This window comes from Flavobacterium collinsii (genome assembly GCF_946903285.1).
Lineage (GTDB): Bacteria > Bacteroidota > Bacteroidia > Flavobacteriales > Flavobacteriaceae > Flavobacterium > Flavobacterium collinsii.
Genome location: NZ_OX336425.1, coordinates 1791301 through 1807073, shown reverse-complemented (window position 1 = coordinate 1807073; position 15773 = coordinate 1791301). Strand labels below are relative to the sequence as shown.

Genomic DNA, 15773 nt, shown 5'->3' with positions numbered 1-15773 from the left:
TGTTTTACTCCAGAAAAATGATATTACGTTTTAAACCATCAAATTTGGTTCTTTTGATAGGGGAATTCTTAAAAACTAATCGAAAAGTTTCTTCGGTAATTTCGATCCAATCCTTTTTTGAAAAAGAAAGTAGTTCAGGATTGGGATTAAATAAAGGTTCGGAATGCGGTTTTGAGAATCGATTCCAAGGACAAACGTCCTGACAGGTATCACAACCAAACATCCATTCATCAAATTTGCCTTTCATTTCAAAAGGAATATTTTCTTTGAGTTCTATGGTGTAATACGAGATACATTTGCTTCCGTCTACTACGTGAGGAGCAACTATTGCCTGTGTTGGACAAGCATCAATACAAGCGGTACAAGATCCGCAATGATCTGTTGTGGCATGATCATATTCCAATTCTAAATCAAGAATAAGTTCTGCAATAAAATAAAAAGATCCTACTTTCTGAGTCAGCAGGTTTCCGCTTTTACCAATCCAGCCCAGTCCGCTTTTTGCTGCCCAGGCCCGATCTAAAACGGGTGCTGAATCAACAAAAGCCCGGCCTGATACTTCGCCAATATTTTCCTGAATCGAGTGTAAAAATTCCTTTAATTTCTCTTTAATAACAAAATGATAATCCTGACCGTAAGCATATTTTGAAATTTTAAAACTTTCTTCGGTCTGAGTTTCTGTTGGATAATAATTTAGTAAAAGCGACACTACGCTCTTGGCATCATCTACTAACAAAGTAGGATCCAAACGTTTGTCAAAATAGTTTTCCATATACCCCATTTGCCCATGATGGTTGTTATTTAACCATTTTTCAAGACGTGGTGCCTCCTCCTCCAGAAATCCCGCCTTGGATATTCCGCAAGAAAGAAAACCAAGCCTTTTGGCTTCGGATTTTATGAATTCTGAATATGTCTCTTTAGAATTGATCGTCATCTTTTAGAGAATAAAACTTCTACTCCAACGGGTTTTAAGGTAATTAACGGATTGAACCTAATCGCATCAACTTCTGATTTAAGTTCATACTTTTTCACAATATGAGCCACGGTAAGGCACATTTCATAGATCGCAAATCCGGCTCCAATACACATTCTTGGTCCGGCTCCAAAAGGATAAAAATATTGCATGGAGTATTTCTTCTGTTCTCCCAGAAAGCGTTCCGGAATAAATTCCTCCGGGTTTTTCCAATATTTAGGGTTTCGATGCAACTCATAAAAAGAAACTCCAATTAAAGTCCCTTTTTTTAAATGGTACTGCCCGATAATATCGTCTTCAACATTTTGTCTGTCTGTAATCCAGGCAGGTGGATACAAACGCATTGATTCATTTATAACAGCATTCAGATAAGTCATCTGCTGCAATTGTTCTACCACGTTCTCTGTTTGCGATTCTATTTCCAGGATTTCATTCAGCACTTTCTGCTGCACTTCCAAATTTCTTCCTAAAAGGTACAGTGTAAAAGTTAATGCATTTGCAGTGGTTTCGTGTCCGGCAATAAAAAGAACTTTAATTTCATCTATCAATTGCTTTACCGACATTCCTTCACCAGTATCTTCATAACGGGTTTCCAAAAGCAACTGAAGCAAATCGTTTACTTCTTCTCCTGAAGTGTTTCGATCCTCGATAATTTCCTGAATAATTCGATTGTTCTCTTCAGCCAGTTCAAGATGTTTTGTAACCTGACCGCTTATCGAAAACCACCACGCTTTGTGCGGAAGCCGAATTTCTTTGATTAAAAAGTTCTGAACTTCTTCAATAATAAATTTTATACGATTTAATTTTTCTTCAGAAACCGAGAGATGAAACAGCGACTTGGCCACTACATTAAATGCCAGCTGGCTCATAACAGGAAAAAGATCAATGGGTTTTTCCTCTACTATTTCCTTTAGCTCTGAAACAATCGTTTTGTTCATGTTCATGACCAACTGATTCATCTTTTGCTTGTGAAATGCAGGCTGAATCAGCCGTCTTTGTTTCAGCCAGAATTCACCATCAACAGTCAAAAGTCCTTTTCCTAAGTATTTTGAAAGGTAAACAGACTGAAATTTAGATTTGTGATAGTTCTTCTGATTTTTCTGTAAAATATGTTGGGCAATCTCATTATCACGTGATAAAATTAAATGCTTAGACCGTCCTATTTTTAGTGAAAAGGAATCCCCAAACTGATCAAAATATCTTTTATGGTAAGGAATAGGGTTTTTACGCACTCCTTCGGCATCCAAAAAGAACCTAACGATCGATAGCTTGTTCGGGTACTTGTATTTTTTATTTTCAGACATGTCTAACAGGATTAAAACAATCCGCCCTGAATGTTGGTGTTTATTTTTCCTAAATGTTTATACGCTTTATCTGTGACCTCACGTCCGCGTGGAGTACGCATAATGAATCCTTCCTGAATTAAAAAGGGTTCGTAGACTTCTTCAATGGTTTCACTGCTCTCAGAGACAGCGGTCGCCAAAGTAGAAAGCCCTACCGGTCCTCCTTTAAATTTATTAATGATGGTCAACAGAATTTTATTATCCATTTCATCCAATCCGTGCGCATCGACATTTAGAGCTTTTAGGGCATAACGTGCAATTTCGATGTCTATAGTTCCATTCCCCTTTATTTGTGCAAAATCACGAACTCTTCGCAATAATGCATTCGCAATACGAGGCGTCCCACGGCTTCTGCCGGCTATTTCGATAGCAGCATCTAATGAAATGGGCATTTTAAGTATAGAAGAACTTCTTTCGACAATCGTCGTCAAAAGTTCGGTGGTGTAATATTGTAAACGAGATGAAATTCCAAAACGGGCCCGCATTGGAGCCGTCAATAATCCCGAACGCGTTGTAGCTCCTATCAGAGTAAAAGGATTCAGATTGATTTGCACTGTTCTGGCATTCGGACCGGATTCAATCATAATATCTATTTTGAAATCCTCCATAGCCGAGTATAAATATTCTTCGACAATAGGACTCAAACGATGGATCTCATCAATAAACAGAACATCTCTTTCGTCAAGATTGGTAAGCAATCCTGCCAGATCTCCCGGTTTATCCAGAACGGGTCCCGAAGTAATTTTAATTCCCACTTCAAGCTCATTGGCCAGGATATTTGCCAAAGTAGTTTTACCTAATCCCGGAGGCCCGTGAAAAAGGGCATGATCGAGTGCTTCACCACGCTGATTAGCCGCAGCAACAAAAATCTTTAGGTTCTCTAAAACCTGATCTTGTCCTGCAAAATCATCAAATGACAGCGGACGCAATCTTTTTTCAAGATCTAATTCTTCCGGATTGTATCCTTTTGTGGTGGGATCTAAGTTTTCATTCATTTTACAAAGATAGACAAAGAAATCAGTTTGTAAAACAGTTAAATTTCAAATAAAAAATTCCAAATTCTATACTCTATACTCTATAACATTCCTTTGTCGGATTAATGGCGAACAACCCGATGTTATCCGCCATTTGATTTCCAATACTCTTTTTAAGAAATGTTTTTTAAGAAGTCTAAGAGCTTTACTTCCTTCTTAATGATTCTTACCAACATTACTCCAAAAAACAGTAAAAAACCAAAACCACTACATACAATATAAAGATAAAAGCCTCTGGAGAAATTTTCTTTAAAAATGGGTAAAAGGAAGGTAAAACCGGCAATATAGGTCAGGTAAATTATGGGGGTAAAAATATAGTGGATTTTTTTTCTCCATTGATAAAACTGCTGTGCCTGTTTACCGTATTCAATTAAAGGAACATCCGTTTTTAAATGCTCTAATTTTTCTGCACTAATCCACTCTAAAACGATACGAAATACGAGCATTGTAATCATAATCCCCAATCCAAAACTAAATAATGTTTGCTTATATGCCCCTACCCAAATATAATAAGAGATGAGTATGATCGAAGTTAAACTCAAAATTGCTCTGGTCCAAAAATGGTTGCGTTTAATTTTTTTTGTATGCGCCTCCGCTTTGTTAATAATATCAGTGGCAGCTGGTTTTGTATTGGATTCTGCTTGCTGATCCCAAATATTTTGTAATTCTTCAAATGTTTTCATTTTGTACACATTGCGTTAAACTTTTTTTTATTCGATGGATTCTAACCCGAAGTGTTTCTTCGGTTATCCCGATTACTTCTGATATTTCCGGATATTCTATACCGTCTAAGGTCATCAGAATGATCATTTTGTTGGTCTCTTCAAGCTTTTGTATACATTGATACATTTGCTGAAGTTGTTCTTCTTTTTCGTTTGAATAGGTTTCTGAAGCAACCTGAGGAAGAACATCTGCCCTGATTTCTTTCCTGGAAGAAGATTTGCGTAAATAGAGAAGACATGTATTTACTGTAATCCTATAAATCCAGGTACTAATACTCGATTCATTTCGGAATGTATCTAAATTTTCCCATACTTTTATGAAAATTTCCTGAGCTGCATCTGATGCTAATGCAACATCTCCACAAAAATAACCCTTGCACAAACGAAACACTTTATTGTAATGTTTGTTGTATATCTCGTTAAATTGTTCTCTTTTAATCACCCTACTTTATTTCTGATTTTACTTTTTCCATAAACCACTCCGGTTGATCATACATTACAAAATGAGCTGAGTTTGCTGCGTAATAAATTTTAACAGACGGCAGGTTTTCATATTGAGCGGTATACGTTTTTTGTACTGTAGCAAGATCCGGATTTGTTGCTGCTAAAATTACTACCGGAATTTTAATTTTGGCTATTTCTTTGCGTAAATCTAAATTAAGCATATCAATATAACCGTATACATAAGTTTTTCTGTCCGCAACATTCATCCACTCGTTGATTGTTTTTTGCTTTTCTTTGTTCAGGCACATGTATGAAGTTGTCTGAGAATTCATGGCATTGAATGTCTTTTGATCCATAGCCAGCATCATTTTGCTTTGCGGATTGTCATGCGGAATAACTTCTCCTTTGTAATTGGGAATCATTAAAGCTGCACTTGCGGGTAAGGCATCAACGATAATCACTTTTTTGAACAAATTGGTTTCTTCAGAGGCCAGCCACAAACTTAAAGTCCCTCCCAGACTGTGACCAATTAATGTCGCTTTCTTTAGCTTTTTGGTCTTTACATAGGAAATAATTTGATCCTTTATTGTAGAAAACCATGGGCTTTCAATTGGAGGAACATTACCAAATCCTGCGAAAGTAAAAATGTGGCATTCGTAATTTTTAGATAGTTCGGCTACGGTTTCATTCCACACTTCTCCTGTACAGCCAAAACCAGGAAATAATAACACAGGTACTCCTTTACCTTTTACATCAACCTTAAAGGCAGTTTGAGAAAAAACAGATTTTGAAATAAGAAGCATTAACACGACAAGTAAAATTGATTTAGTTTTCATAATGTTTAATTTTTTAAAGTTTCTCTTTTGATGCACTGCTATACTATTTGTTACCTCAAAAAATACTTTTTTTTAAAATTATTTCCAAACACCTAAAAACCAACAACTTAAAACAATATTTAGCTATCCTTTTGCTTAACAAAAGGACTCGTTTTGTTTCGTTTTTAAAATCCCTACTTTATTTGATTTCTTTCAGAATACTTTCTGCAACTTTATTATAGTCATTATTGTAATGGTGTGAGCCTGGCAACTCAATTGTTTTAATCCCCGATTCTGAAAACTTGTTGCGGGTTGCAGCATCTTCTTCATCTCCAAAAAAGCAAATCGGATTATAGGATTTAACTTTTTTTGTTTCAGAAATCACATCATAAGTATCATTTGAACTTTCCATACTCAGCATGTCTGCAATATGAATTTCAAAATCTGCTTTCACATCGGGAGACAATAAATACAGCCCTTTTAATTTTTCTTTTAATGCTTCTGAAAAATTACCCGCAGCAAATGGAATTACAGAAGCTCCAAAGGAATACCCCGCAAGTATAAATGTTTTTCTATCCCATTGTTGTAAATAATGTTCAACAGCCTTAGCTATTGCATTCGAAGTCTCGCCAGGAGTTTTTGCATTCCAAAAATACTTCTGGGCATCCAATCCTATTACTGCAATTCCCTTCTCTGCCAAAGCTTCACCAACAGATTGGTCAAAACTTGTCCATCCTCCATCCCCAGAAATTAAAAAGGCAATAGGCAAAGCTTCGTCTTTATTTTTTGTCGGAATCAATGTTAACGGCATTTCAAAAGGCAAAGGTGTCAAATGCTGCTCTTTAAGCAGGGAGTTTTGTTGTGATTTCTGCTCGCTATAGGTTGGTGTATTTAAAATTTCCCTGAACGCATCAATAAACTGTGGTAACCAATTTTTAGTAACAGAAAATCCATGTCCCACTTTGAGCAATGTAATTAATTTTCCCTGCTTCATGCCTTCCATATATTTTTTTGTGTCGGCATAATTACAAACTTGATCTGTAGTTCCCTGAAGCACTATAAAAGGAGCCGATAATTTTTCTGTTTTTTCAAGAAAATAAGCTTTCCCTTCTTTTAAAACATGTGAAGTCAATCCTGTACCATCACATAAAGTCCTGTCCGTCTCTATATCAGGACAGAAACCTAAGGCAATGGCTCCGCTAAAAGTATTGGCAGGCGCTTGAGCCAGCATTCCATAGATTAAAGTTGCTCCTGAAGAATATCCGGCCAATATTGGCTTTAGATATTGTTTCATCTTTATCTTTTTTTGCAGCAACAGACTAAGCTCTTCAAAATCTCCTGCTGGGTAATAGCATTTTGATTTTTCTTTTTTTATTTCCTTAAAATAATGTTGAATATCAATACCCGCTACCACAGCACCCTGATCGACAATATTTTTAGCCATTTCAACAACACCACTATTCCATCCCCCGTCCCCTGAGACAAACAATACAACCGCAGTTGGTTCTTTTTTAGGTTTATATATCATGATTTTACCAAATGCTCCAATCCTTATAGTGTCTGCTGTTAAAGCAAAAGCATTAGTACTAAAAATAAAAACCGATAGAAGAAGTGTTATGATTTTGTTCATTTGAATTATTTTTTAACATTACGGAATCTTAAACTATAGTACTCTTATTATACATTATGATCGAAACTGAAATAAAATAAACATAAAGATTCAGCAAAAAAAGTCTTTGCCACAACCCTTTGTACGAAGCTATTAAAGCCCCTGTATCCGAAGAGAAATGAATATCAAATAATAACATGGTAATACTTCCAATGATAAAAACGATCCACGAAAAATAATAAAAACGAGGATTATTCTCTTTTGAAATTACTTTACACATCATTAAAGGCAACAACAAAGCAGCAACAATTCCTATACCACCAACAATATTGTGTAAAAGATATGAAAGTGACTTTTTGCCGTCTATTAGGTCTGCTTTAAATAACCCCGAGCCAATCCCCTCTCCTAACCCGTAGACTATAATTAGTAAAGAAGCAATCATTACTTCTATACGGTCTTCATCAAACGCCCTTTTAAAAATGACTCCAAAAAAAATAAATACGATCCCAATTACTATCCACCATATCGAAATTGCTCCTGAAACCGGACTCACTGTTGCTCCCAAAGTACTAATGGTATTCTGTAACTGACTATATCCCCGATAATATCTTCCTAATAAAAATAACACCATAAAATCAGAAATACAGGTAATAATACAGACTATTGCCATGATCCTAATCCAATTTACCCGCCCTATTCTCCTCGATTTCATATTCTCATTTATGGCTTTACTACTTTGTTTAAAACTAATGGAGCTTGTAATAAATCATAATCATGTGTATAAACTAAGTATTTGTTGTACCATACGGGAGAGAATTTTTCTTTAAAATCCCGCAACCCTTTGTAGTGCGCAAAATATTTTATTCTTTCATAAGCAAACTTCATAGATTTTTTAGGAAAGGTATCTGCATCTTCAATTCCACTCATTGCCGCCAATCCTAAATTAACAGAAGTGCAGCCCTGAGATTTTAAATAAGCGAAAAGTTCCAAAAGTATAAAATCTATGATACCGTTTGGGGCATCATTTGTTTTGCGAATCAAATCATAAGTCCCTTCACCTTTGGCAAAATCAGGAATGACATTTAAAAAGGCTACTATTTTCTCTTCGGCATTCTCTACTGTAATAATGGTTTGCTGTTTGAGTTCTTCCCACTCAAATCTGCCTTGCGAAAAAACAATTTCACTTCTCCCGGTGCTCACGAGCCACTCATCACTTACTGCTTTTATTTTTTGCAGCAATCCGTCTTTTACGGGTGCGGTATGAATTGTTGTTTGAAAGCCTTTCTCTTTGACTTTACTGATCGCATTACGCAATGATTTTTTGGCTCCTCCTTCCATTGTAAATACAGACAGATCGACAACAGCTTCCTGTCCGATAAATAAGTTTTTTTTGTGCAGTGAAGCAAACAATTCTAGGTTGTCTTCCGGTACCCGATAATAAATGCTTCTTAAGCCGTTCTCGTAACAATAAACATCAAATTCGATTATACATTGTTTGATTTCATCTACTGATGTCGCTACGGGGTTTTCCAAGACTACAGCAAAATTATCGGCCACGCGATACGCCAGAAAAGATTTTTTACTTTCAGCGATAAAGATGTTTTTATCATCATAGGTTTTAAAATAATCCAAAGAAGAAGTACCATACTGTTTCAAAAGCTCGGATGCCAACAAAAAATCATCTTCAACCGCTTCTTTTTTTATGGTGTAAGGCCGTATTAAAGCAAAAACTAGAAATGCAATTGATAAAAAACCACAGATGTTGATCGATAGTAAAAAGTGTCTTGCAAATCTGTCAAGCGGTACCAAGTCTGAACTCCCGATCAAAAAAAAGTTTTGCAGTGCATATTTTATGGATTCCTGCCAATGAAAGTCAATACCAAAATGTTTTTTATCCAGAAAATAGAATCCCAGGATCCCATACAATAAAACTGCTGCAATGCTAATTAAAACCGTTTTTAGTCCAATGCTTTGCAAATGGGAGTTACTTTTTATATAATATTCTTTTCGGGTAATAATTAAACTAACGAGTACAATCAGTGCAATTACAGCTTCTTCATAATCGATCGCTTTGGTAAGGTGCCCGATGATTGAAATAGTGGTTAAAAAAACAGCAGACCACCAGGCATTACGGAGCCCCTTTAGCATAAAAGCAGCATTCACCAGCATAAATAAGCCAGCCGTTATCACAAAATAATTCGAGGCTTTAATAGCCGAAACAGGGATAATATTTTTCAAAATGTGTAAACGTTCTGAGATAGCCGGAGTTAAAACGGATACTATGTTTACTAATCCCAAAACAAAAAGCAAAAAAGAAGGCACAACACGCATCAATAATTTATTAGCATTGAATGCAAAAATGAATGCCCCGGCCAACAATGGAATCCAAAATTCAAAGAAACGATATAAAAAAGTAATAGCTATCGCACTTACGCTATCAAAGCCAAATTGTACCAATATAAAACTCATCGAAATTTCGATAGCACCAAGCCCACGGAGAAAGGGGGAAACGATCAAAAATATAACCGAAATAATATAGCCCATTAAAGCGGCAGGAAGTGAAGGTGTAAAGCCCAAAGCAATCATTGCAATATACAAATGAGCTATACCGACAAACTCAATGAGAACAGAATAAAAGACGACTTCCAAAAAATTCTTCTTTACGATTTCGTTCTGTTGTAAATCATCCAGAAAAACCACCGCAGAGGGGAGAAACTTAATGATCAAACGGTATAATGCTCCTTTTTTCAGAATCGAATCGTAAATAAAAAACATACTTAAACTTAAGATAATGACAGCACCCAACGCATACCATTCTCCAGATCCGGCAGTTCCCTGAAACAAAGAGTACATCAAAGCCGGAATGGCAACAATGATAACCGAAAGTATCCCCACAAAACCATATACGATGGAAGCAAAATGAATTTTAGTTGGTTTTACTCCACTCTTTTCAATTGATTTTGTAAAAAAGGCCAAAGAAGAAATTCCACCTGCCGGTAAAAAAACGCTGACAAAGTTTCGTTTCAAAAATAAAATCACGGCCTGCTTAAAAGATATTTCACTCTGAACCGCTTTAAAGGAGGCAAAATACATTAATCCCTGAAGTGATACATAAATAAAAGCGAGAGCAACTCCGGACAAAACCCAAAAAAAACTGGCATTGGCAATGGCGTTTTGAACTTCTCCCAGCTCAGATCGCTCATGTTTAATAAACCAGATCCCGATTCCAATAAAAAAGACAGTGAATATAGACTGTCTAATAATCTTATCGTTTTCACGCAAAAAAGAAACTCCTTTTCGGTCTTTAAAAAAACTCAAAAATGTATTAGGAATCAGTAGTACCTTCATGTTATTGGGGGATAATTTACTTATGAAAAATCAAACCAACTTCTCTATAAATATACGACAATTATCTATCGCTCAAATCCTTACAATACTATTTTTCTCACTTTATATATCCAGATCGATTAAACTGTTAACCAATGAAAAATCCAGAACCGGTACATCCACATCAGAAACTATGCGAACATACTATCATAGAACATATAAAACAAGACTTTCAAAACTGTAGCTATCCAATTGAAAAGTTGAACGCAGCATTATAATCGATCAACTAAATGGTCGAAAATTTCATTATCAGAAACTTGTATAAACAAAAAAGACTGTCTTTACAGACAGTCTTTTAAAATATTTTTAGTGGTGTAAAACTTCTTCACCTTCTTTCATTGGTACATTTTGCGGTACAAAATCTACATCGTGATTTGGGTTACTGTAGTCATAAGGCCAACGATATACATGAGGAATTTCACCTGGCCAGTTACCGTGGATATGTTCTACCGGAGTAGTCCACTCTAATGTTGTTGATTTCCATGGATTCTGAACAGCTTTCTTACCATAGAAAATACTACTAAAGAAGTTGTATAAGAATACCAATTGGAACGCACCTCCTACAAGAGCAAATGTTGTAATCAAAACATTCACATTTTGTAAATCATCAAATAATGGGAAGTTCGTGTTTGTATAGTAACGTCTTGGTAAACCAGCTAATCCAATAAAGTGCATTGGGAAGAAAACTCCGTAAGCACAAACAGCTGTTATCCAAAAGTGAATGTAACCTAAGTTTTTATTCAACATTCTACCGTACATTTTTGGGAACCAGTGGTAAATACCAGCAAACATTCCGTAAAGTGCAGAGATACCCATTACTAAGTGAAAGTGAGCAATTACGAAGTAAGTATCGTGAACGTTAATATCTAAAGTACTGTCTCCTAAAATAATTCCAGTTAAACCTCCAGTAATGAAAGTAGAAACCATTCCGATAGAGAATAACATTGCAGGGTTGAATTGTAAGTTACCTTTCCATAAAGTTGTAATCCAGTTGAACGCTTTTACAGCAGATGGAATTGCAATCAATAAAGTAGTGAAGGTAAATACAGATCCTAAGAAAGGATTCATACCTGAAATAAACATGTGATGACCCCAAACAATCGTAGATAAAAATGCAATTGCAAGAACCGACATGATCATCGCTCTGTATCCAAAAATTGGTTTACGAGAATTCGTAGCCATAATTTCAGAAACAAGTCCCATTGCAGGTAAGATTACAATATAAACCTCAGGGTGTCCTAAAAACCAGAATAAGTGTTCGAACAATACAGGAGAACCTCCTTGGTAGTGTAAAACTTCTCCGGCAATATAGATATCAGATAAGAAGAATGAAGTACCAAAACTTCTGTCAAAGATCAATAATAAAGCAGCAGACAACAATACAGGGAATGAAATAACACCAATGATAGCTGTTACGAAAAATGTCCAGATTGTTAATGGAAGTCTTGTCATAGACATTCCTTTAGTTCTAAGGTTGATTACTGTTACAATGTAGTTTAAAGATCCCATTAAAGAAGATGCAATAAAGATAGCCATCGAAACTAACCATAAAGTCATACCTGTTCCAGAACCTGGAATTGCTTGAGGTAAAGCACTTAATGGAGGGTAAATTGTCCAACCCGCAGATGCTGGTCCAGCTTCAACAAATAATGAACATAACATTATTACAGCAGATACGAAAAACAACCAGTATGAAATCATATTCATAAATCCGGAAGCCATATCTCGCGCTCCAATTTGAAGTGGAATCAATAAATTACTAAAGGTTCCGCTCAAACCGGCCGTCAGTACAAAGAATACCATGATGGTACCGTGAATTGTAACTAAGGCCAAATAAATATCATTTGCCATTACACCATCAGGTGCAAATTTATCTCCTAATAAAACATTAAAGATTTTGAAAGACTCTTCTGGCCAAGCCAATTGCATTCTGAAAAGCAAAGACATTGCAATACCAATAATACCCATAATGATACCGGTAATTAAATATTGCTTAGCAATCATTTTGTGATCAATACTAAAAATATATTTAGTAATGAACGTGTCTTTATGATGATGTTCGTGCTCGTGATCGTGTCCGTGATCGTGACCGTGCGCTTCTGCTGACATATATGTGTACTTTAAATTTTCTTAATAATATTATTTCATAGCCACTTTAGCTACAACTGCCTTAACCGTATCGATAACTGCTTTCACAGTATCTTTAGCTGTACTATCAGTGCTCGCTTTTGCTTCTTCACCAGCCTTTTTTTCAGCATCTGCAGCAGCAGCGGCTTTAATATCCTGAGCTAATGTAGTTTTTTCGCTTAACCATTTTTTATACTCTTCCGGAGTATCCACAACTACTTTCATTTGCATGTTGTAGTGAGAAGCTCCACAAATTTTATTACATAATAATAAATAGTCAAATGTATAAGGATCTAAAGCTGTTCCTCCTTTAGCAACTAACTCAACGCTTTTTTCAGCTCTAAGTTTGTTGATGTGTGCAACTTTTTCTACCATAAATGGTAATTCTCTGTATTCAGAAGTTGTATACGTTGGAATAAAAGCAAATTCAGTAACCATTCCAGGAACACAGTTCATTTGCGCTCTAAAGTGAGGCATGTAAGCTGAGTGTAATACGTCCTGAGAACGCATTTTGAAATGTACTTTTTTACCTTTTGGAATATGCAATTCAGAAACAATAATATCGTCCTGAGCGTTAGGGTCAGACATATCAACTCCTAATGTGTTGATACCTTCGATTAAACGAACGTTTGCCTTTCCTAAAACATTATCCTGACCAGCATATCTTGCTGTCCATTTAAATTGTTGTGCGTATAATTCGATTTCGATTACATCTTCGTCTTTATCCACAAACATAATGTTGTTCCAAGCGTACAATCCGTAAAGGATCAAACAAGCCAACACTACAGATGGAATAATACTCCAGATTGCTTCTAATTTATTACTATCAGCAAAGAATAAAGCTTTTTTATCTTTATTTCCTCTGTTTTTAAAAGAGAACCAGTATAATAATCCTTGTGTAATAAATTGAACTACAAAAATTAAAACCCAAGTAATATTCATTAAATTATCTACTAAAAGTCCGTGCTCTGAAGCAGGAGTATGAAGTGCTAAACCACCCCATTTTAGTAAACCATAAATCGTAAAGATATAAATGAATGCCAAAAAGCCAAACATGATATATCCCTGAACATTATTATCATTATCCGATGCAACCTGAGAATCGTCCGAAGAAGATCCTACCTGAGTAAGATCAAATATCTTGGTCAATTGCCACAAAGCAACTGCTAATAAAACTAAAACTATAATTACCAACAAACTTGTCATCTGTTTACTTCTTTAAATATTAATAATGAAAATGTTTACTTTCTTCAATGAAAGGATTTCTTTTTGCTAACAAAGGAGCTTTAGCTAATGCAGTAAACACTACAAAAATAAACAATCCTAAGAAGAAAAGAATAGAGGCAATTTCAGGAACTCCAATAAACCATTTATCTCCAACTGTACCTGGCATAATCATATTAAAGAAATCAACATAGTGTCCTAACAAGATCACTACACCGGCCATTACAATAACCCAGCTAAGACGTTTGAAGTCTGTATTGATCAATATTAATAATGGGAACACAAAGTTCATAACTACAGCTCCAAAAAATGGTAAGTTGTATAATTGAATTCTGGTTACAAAGTAAGTAACCTCTTCAGGAATATTAGCATACCAGATCAACATAAACTGTGAGAACCATAAGTATGTCCAGAAAACACTGATACCAAACATGAATTTAGCTAAATCGTGAATGTGGCTTGTATTTACATACTCTAAATATCCTTTAGATTTCAAGTAGATTGTTACTAATGCGATTGAAGTGATACCACTTACAAAGAAAGAAGCAAAAACATACCATCCGAACAATGTACTGAACCAGTGTGGATCAAATGACATAATCCAGTCCCAAGACATAATAGACTCAGATACGATGAAGAAAACTAAGAAACCTGCAGATAACTTAAAGTTCTTTTTGTAGTATAGGTCATCATTAGCTTCATCCTGAGCCAAACAGTTTTTTGCTGAATAGTGACGGTATAAGTTCCATCCTATTAAGAAGATTGCTGCTCTGATGATCCAGAATGGAAAGTTCAGGTAACCTGCTTTTCCAGCAATGATAGCGTCATAGTTAGCGTGTTTTGGATCTGTAACTCCTTCTCCTAACCATACAAAGATGTGGTTAAAATGCAATCCGCAAAGTACTAAAATGATAAAGAATATAACAGAACCAGCTGGTAAGTAAGCTGTGATTCCCTGCATTACTCTAAACAATACCGGAGACCAACCTGCCTGAGCAACTTGTTGAATAGCATAGAATGCTAAAACTCCCATAGAAAGTAGTAAAAAGAAAATACAAGCAACATATAATGCTGACCATGGTTTGTTTTGCAATTGGTGCAATACATGCTCCAAATGTTTTTCATGTTCACCTGCGGCATCAACTTTCGCATGCTCTCCACCTTCGTGTGAATCATGTGAAGCTTTTGCAGCTTCATGAGAAACTGCTGGAGTTTCTGCGTGCGCAGCACCTTTAAGTGAATCATGTGAAGCTACTGCTGTATCATGAGAAACTGCTGGAGCTTCTGCATGCGCAGCACCTTCATGTGAAGCTTCTTTAGCTTCATGACCTGCAGTTTCATGAGAAGCTTCGGCAGCTTCACCATGTGCAGCACCATGAGAACCATGAGCATCTGCAGCTAGTATTTTTTCAACTTCTTGAATATCTTTAGGTGCACTTAAAAAACCATACCCAATTCCTAATAGGCCAAGAACCATTAGGATGATAGAAAAAGTTTTTAATTTACTTGAAAATGTATACATATCTATTACGATCAGTTTGTTCAACAATTATAATTGGCTTTTTAGTTTTAGAACATAGTCAGCAACTAACCAACGTTCGTGGGCACTTAATTGATTTGCATGTGAACCCATTGCGTTTAAACCATAAGTTTCAACGTGAAAGATACTTCCTTCAGTGATAACTCTGTCTTTGTAGCTAGGTACTCCAAGAAATTTTTCTCTTTCAACCAATTTACCTTTACCGTTTCCAGTTGCACCATGGCAGCTGATACAGTAAATTTCGAAAAGTTCTTTACCTTTTCCAGAATTTCTATCTGCTTCACTCAAAGGCGATTTTAAATTGGCTTTCGCCAATTCATAACCCGCAGTTGAATTTTCATATTCGTAAGGTTCAAAACCTCTATTGATAGTTCCTTCTACAGGAAGTTGTCCTTCTTTTCCTCCTTTAAATATTTTTGCTTCTGTGTATGGCTCGTAAGCAACAGATTCATACATATTTGGGAAATACTGATAGTTTGGTGCCGAATTATTGTGGCAAGATGAAACTAAAATAGTTATACCAACTAAAAGTGTTATTTTATATATCCTTTTCATAGC

The 15773-nt window shown here is 35.8% G+C and carries 13 protein-coding genes; all 13 read right to left on the bottom strand.

The window, feature by feature from the left end; translation table 11 throughout:
* Nucleotides 1–4: 4 nt before the first annotated feature.
* The gene (gene queG, locus OGZ34_RS08010) at nt 5–931 is read right to left on the bottom strand and encodes a tRNA epoxyqueuosine(34) reductase QueG (RefSeq protein ID WP_263362687.1); all 927 of its coding nucleotides are present in this window, start codon (nt 929–931) and stop codon (nt 5–7) included.
* Nucleotides 928–2274: a cytochrome P450 gene (locus OGZ34_RS08005; RefSeq protein WP_263362686.1), complete on the bottom strand. Its 1347-nt coding sequence runs from the start codon at nt 2272–2274 to the stop codon at nt 928–930. Before OGZ34_RS08005 ends, queG begins: the two co-directional genes overlap by 4 nt.
* Nucleotides 2275–2285: 11 nt before the next feature.
* Nucleotides 2286–3308, bottom strand: coding sequence for a Holliday junction branch migration DNA helicase RuvB (gene ruvB, locus OGZ34_RS08000; RefSeq protein WP_017498167.1), 1023 nt, complete (start codon nt 3306–3308; stop codon nt 2286–2288).
* Nucleotides 3309–3460: 152 nt separating this feature from the next.
* Nucleotides 3461–4030: a hypothetical protein gene (locus OGZ34_RS07995; RefSeq protein ID WP_263362685.1), complete on the bottom strand. Its 570-nt coding sequence runs from the start codon at nt 4028–4030 to the stop codon at nt 3461–3463.
* Nucleotides 4017–4511 (bottom strand): RNA polymerase sigma factor, encoded by a 495-nt coding sequence (locus OGZ34_RS07990; RefSeq protein ID WP_173964105.1) that lies wholly within the window; start codon nt 4509–4511, stop codon nt 4017–4019. Before OGZ34_RS07990 ends, OGZ34_RS07995 begins: the two co-directional genes overlap by 14 nt.
* 1 nt (nt 4512) lies before the next feature.
* The gene (locus OGZ34_RS07985; RefSeq protein WP_263362684.1) at nt 4513–5349 is read right to left on the bottom strand and encodes an alpha/beta fold hydrolase; all 837 of its coding nucleotides are present in this window, start codon (nt 5347–5349) and stop codon (nt 4513–4515) included.
* A gap of 178 nt (nt 5350–5527) precedes the next feature.
* On the bottom strand, nt 5528–6958 hold the full coding sequence (locus OGZ34_RS07980; protein ID WP_263362683.1) for an AcvB/VirJ family lysyl-phosphatidylglycerol hydrolase: 1431 nt from the start codon (nt 6956–6958) through the stop codon (nt 5528–5530).
* A 28-nt stretch (nt 6959–6986) separates the two neighbouring features.
* Nucleotides 6987–7607 (bottom strand): DUF998 domain-containing protein, encoded by a 621-nt coding sequence (locus OGZ34_RS07975; protein ID WP_173964108.1) that lies wholly within the window; start codon nt 7605–7607, stop codon nt 6987–6989.
* Between the two features lie 50 nt (nt 7608–7657).
* On the bottom strand, nt 7658–10285 hold the full coding sequence (mprF, locus tag OGZ34_RS07970) for a bifunctional lysylphosphatidylglycerol flippase/synthetase MprF (protein WP_263362682.1): 2628 nt from the start codon (nt 10283–10285) through the stop codon (nt 7658–7660).
* A gap of 345 nt (nt 10286–10630) precedes the next feature.
* A complete protein-coding gene (locus OGZ34_RS07965; RefSeq protein ID WP_173964110.1) occupies nt 10631–12433 on the bottom strand; it encodes a cytochrome c oxidase subunit I in 1803 nt (600 codons plus the stop codon).
* Between the two features lie 30 nt (nt 12434–12463).
* Nucleotides 12464–13657, bottom strand: a complete 1194-nt coding sequence (locus OGZ34_RS07960; protein ID WP_173964111.1) for a cytochrome c oxidase subunit II — start codon at nt 13655–13657, stop codon at nt 12464–12466.
* Nucleotides 13658–13676: 19 nt separating this feature from the next.
* Complete coding sequence (locus OGZ34_RS07955) at nt 13677–15197, bottom strand: cation-translocating P-type ATPase (RefSeq protein WP_173964112.1); 1521 nt, start codon at nt 15195–15197, stop codon at nt 13677–13679.
* A 27-nt stretch (nt 15198–15224) separates the two neighbouring features.
* On the bottom strand, nt 15225–15770 hold the full coding sequence (locus tag OGZ34_RS07950; protein WP_173964113.1) for a c-type cytochrome: 546 nt from the start codon (nt 15768–15770) through the stop codon (nt 15225–15227).
* Between the last annotated feature and the right edge of the window lie 3 nt (nt 15771–15773).

Coding starts and splice junctions, on each gene's coding strand:
- OGZ34_RS07995 (WP_263362685.1), bottom strand. CDS start 4,030: ATGAAAACATTTGAAGAATTACAAAATATTTGGGATCAGCAAGCAGAA.
- queG (WP_263362687.1), bottom strand. CDS start 931: ATGACGATCAATTCTAAAGAGACATATTCAGAATTCATAAAATCCGAA.
- OGZ34_RS07980 (WP_263362683.1), bottom strand. CDS start 6,958: ATGAACAAAATCATAACACTTCTTCTATCGGTTTTTATTTTTAGTACT.
- OGZ34_RS08005 (WP_263362686.1), bottom strand. CDS start 2,274: ATGTCTGAAAATAAAAAATACAAGTACCCGAACAAGCTATCGATCGTT.
- OGZ34_RS07955 (WP_173964112.1), bottom strand. CDS start 15,197: ATGTATACATTTTCAAGTAAATTAAAAACTTTTTCTATCATCCTAATG.
- OGZ34_RS07965 (WP_173964110.1), bottom strand. CDS start 12,433: ATGTCAGCAGAAGCGCACGGTCACGATCACGGACACGATCACGAGCAC.
- ruvB (WP_017498167.1), bottom strand. CDS start 3,308: ATGAATGAAAACTTAGATCCCACCACAAAAGGATACAATCCGGAAGAA.
- OGZ34_RS07975 (WP_173964108.1), bottom strand. CDS start 7,607: ATGGCAATAGTCTGTATTATTACCTGTATTTCTGATTTTATGGTGTTA.
- OGZ34_RS07950 (WP_173964113.1), bottom strand. CDS start 15,770: ATGAAAAGGATATATAAAATAACACTTTTAGTTGGTATAACTATTTTA.
- OGZ34_RS07985 (WP_263362684.1), bottom strand. CDS start 5,349: ATGAAAACTAAATCAATTTTACTTGTCGTGTTAATGCTTCTTATTTCA.
- OGZ34_RS07960 (WP_173964111.1), bottom strand. CDS start 13,657: ATGACAAGTTTGTTGGTAATTATAGTTTTAGTTTTATTAGCAGTTGCT.
- mprF (WP_263362682.1), bottom strand. CDS start 10,285: ATGAAGGTACTACTGATTCCTAATACATTTTTGAGTTTTTTTAAAGAC.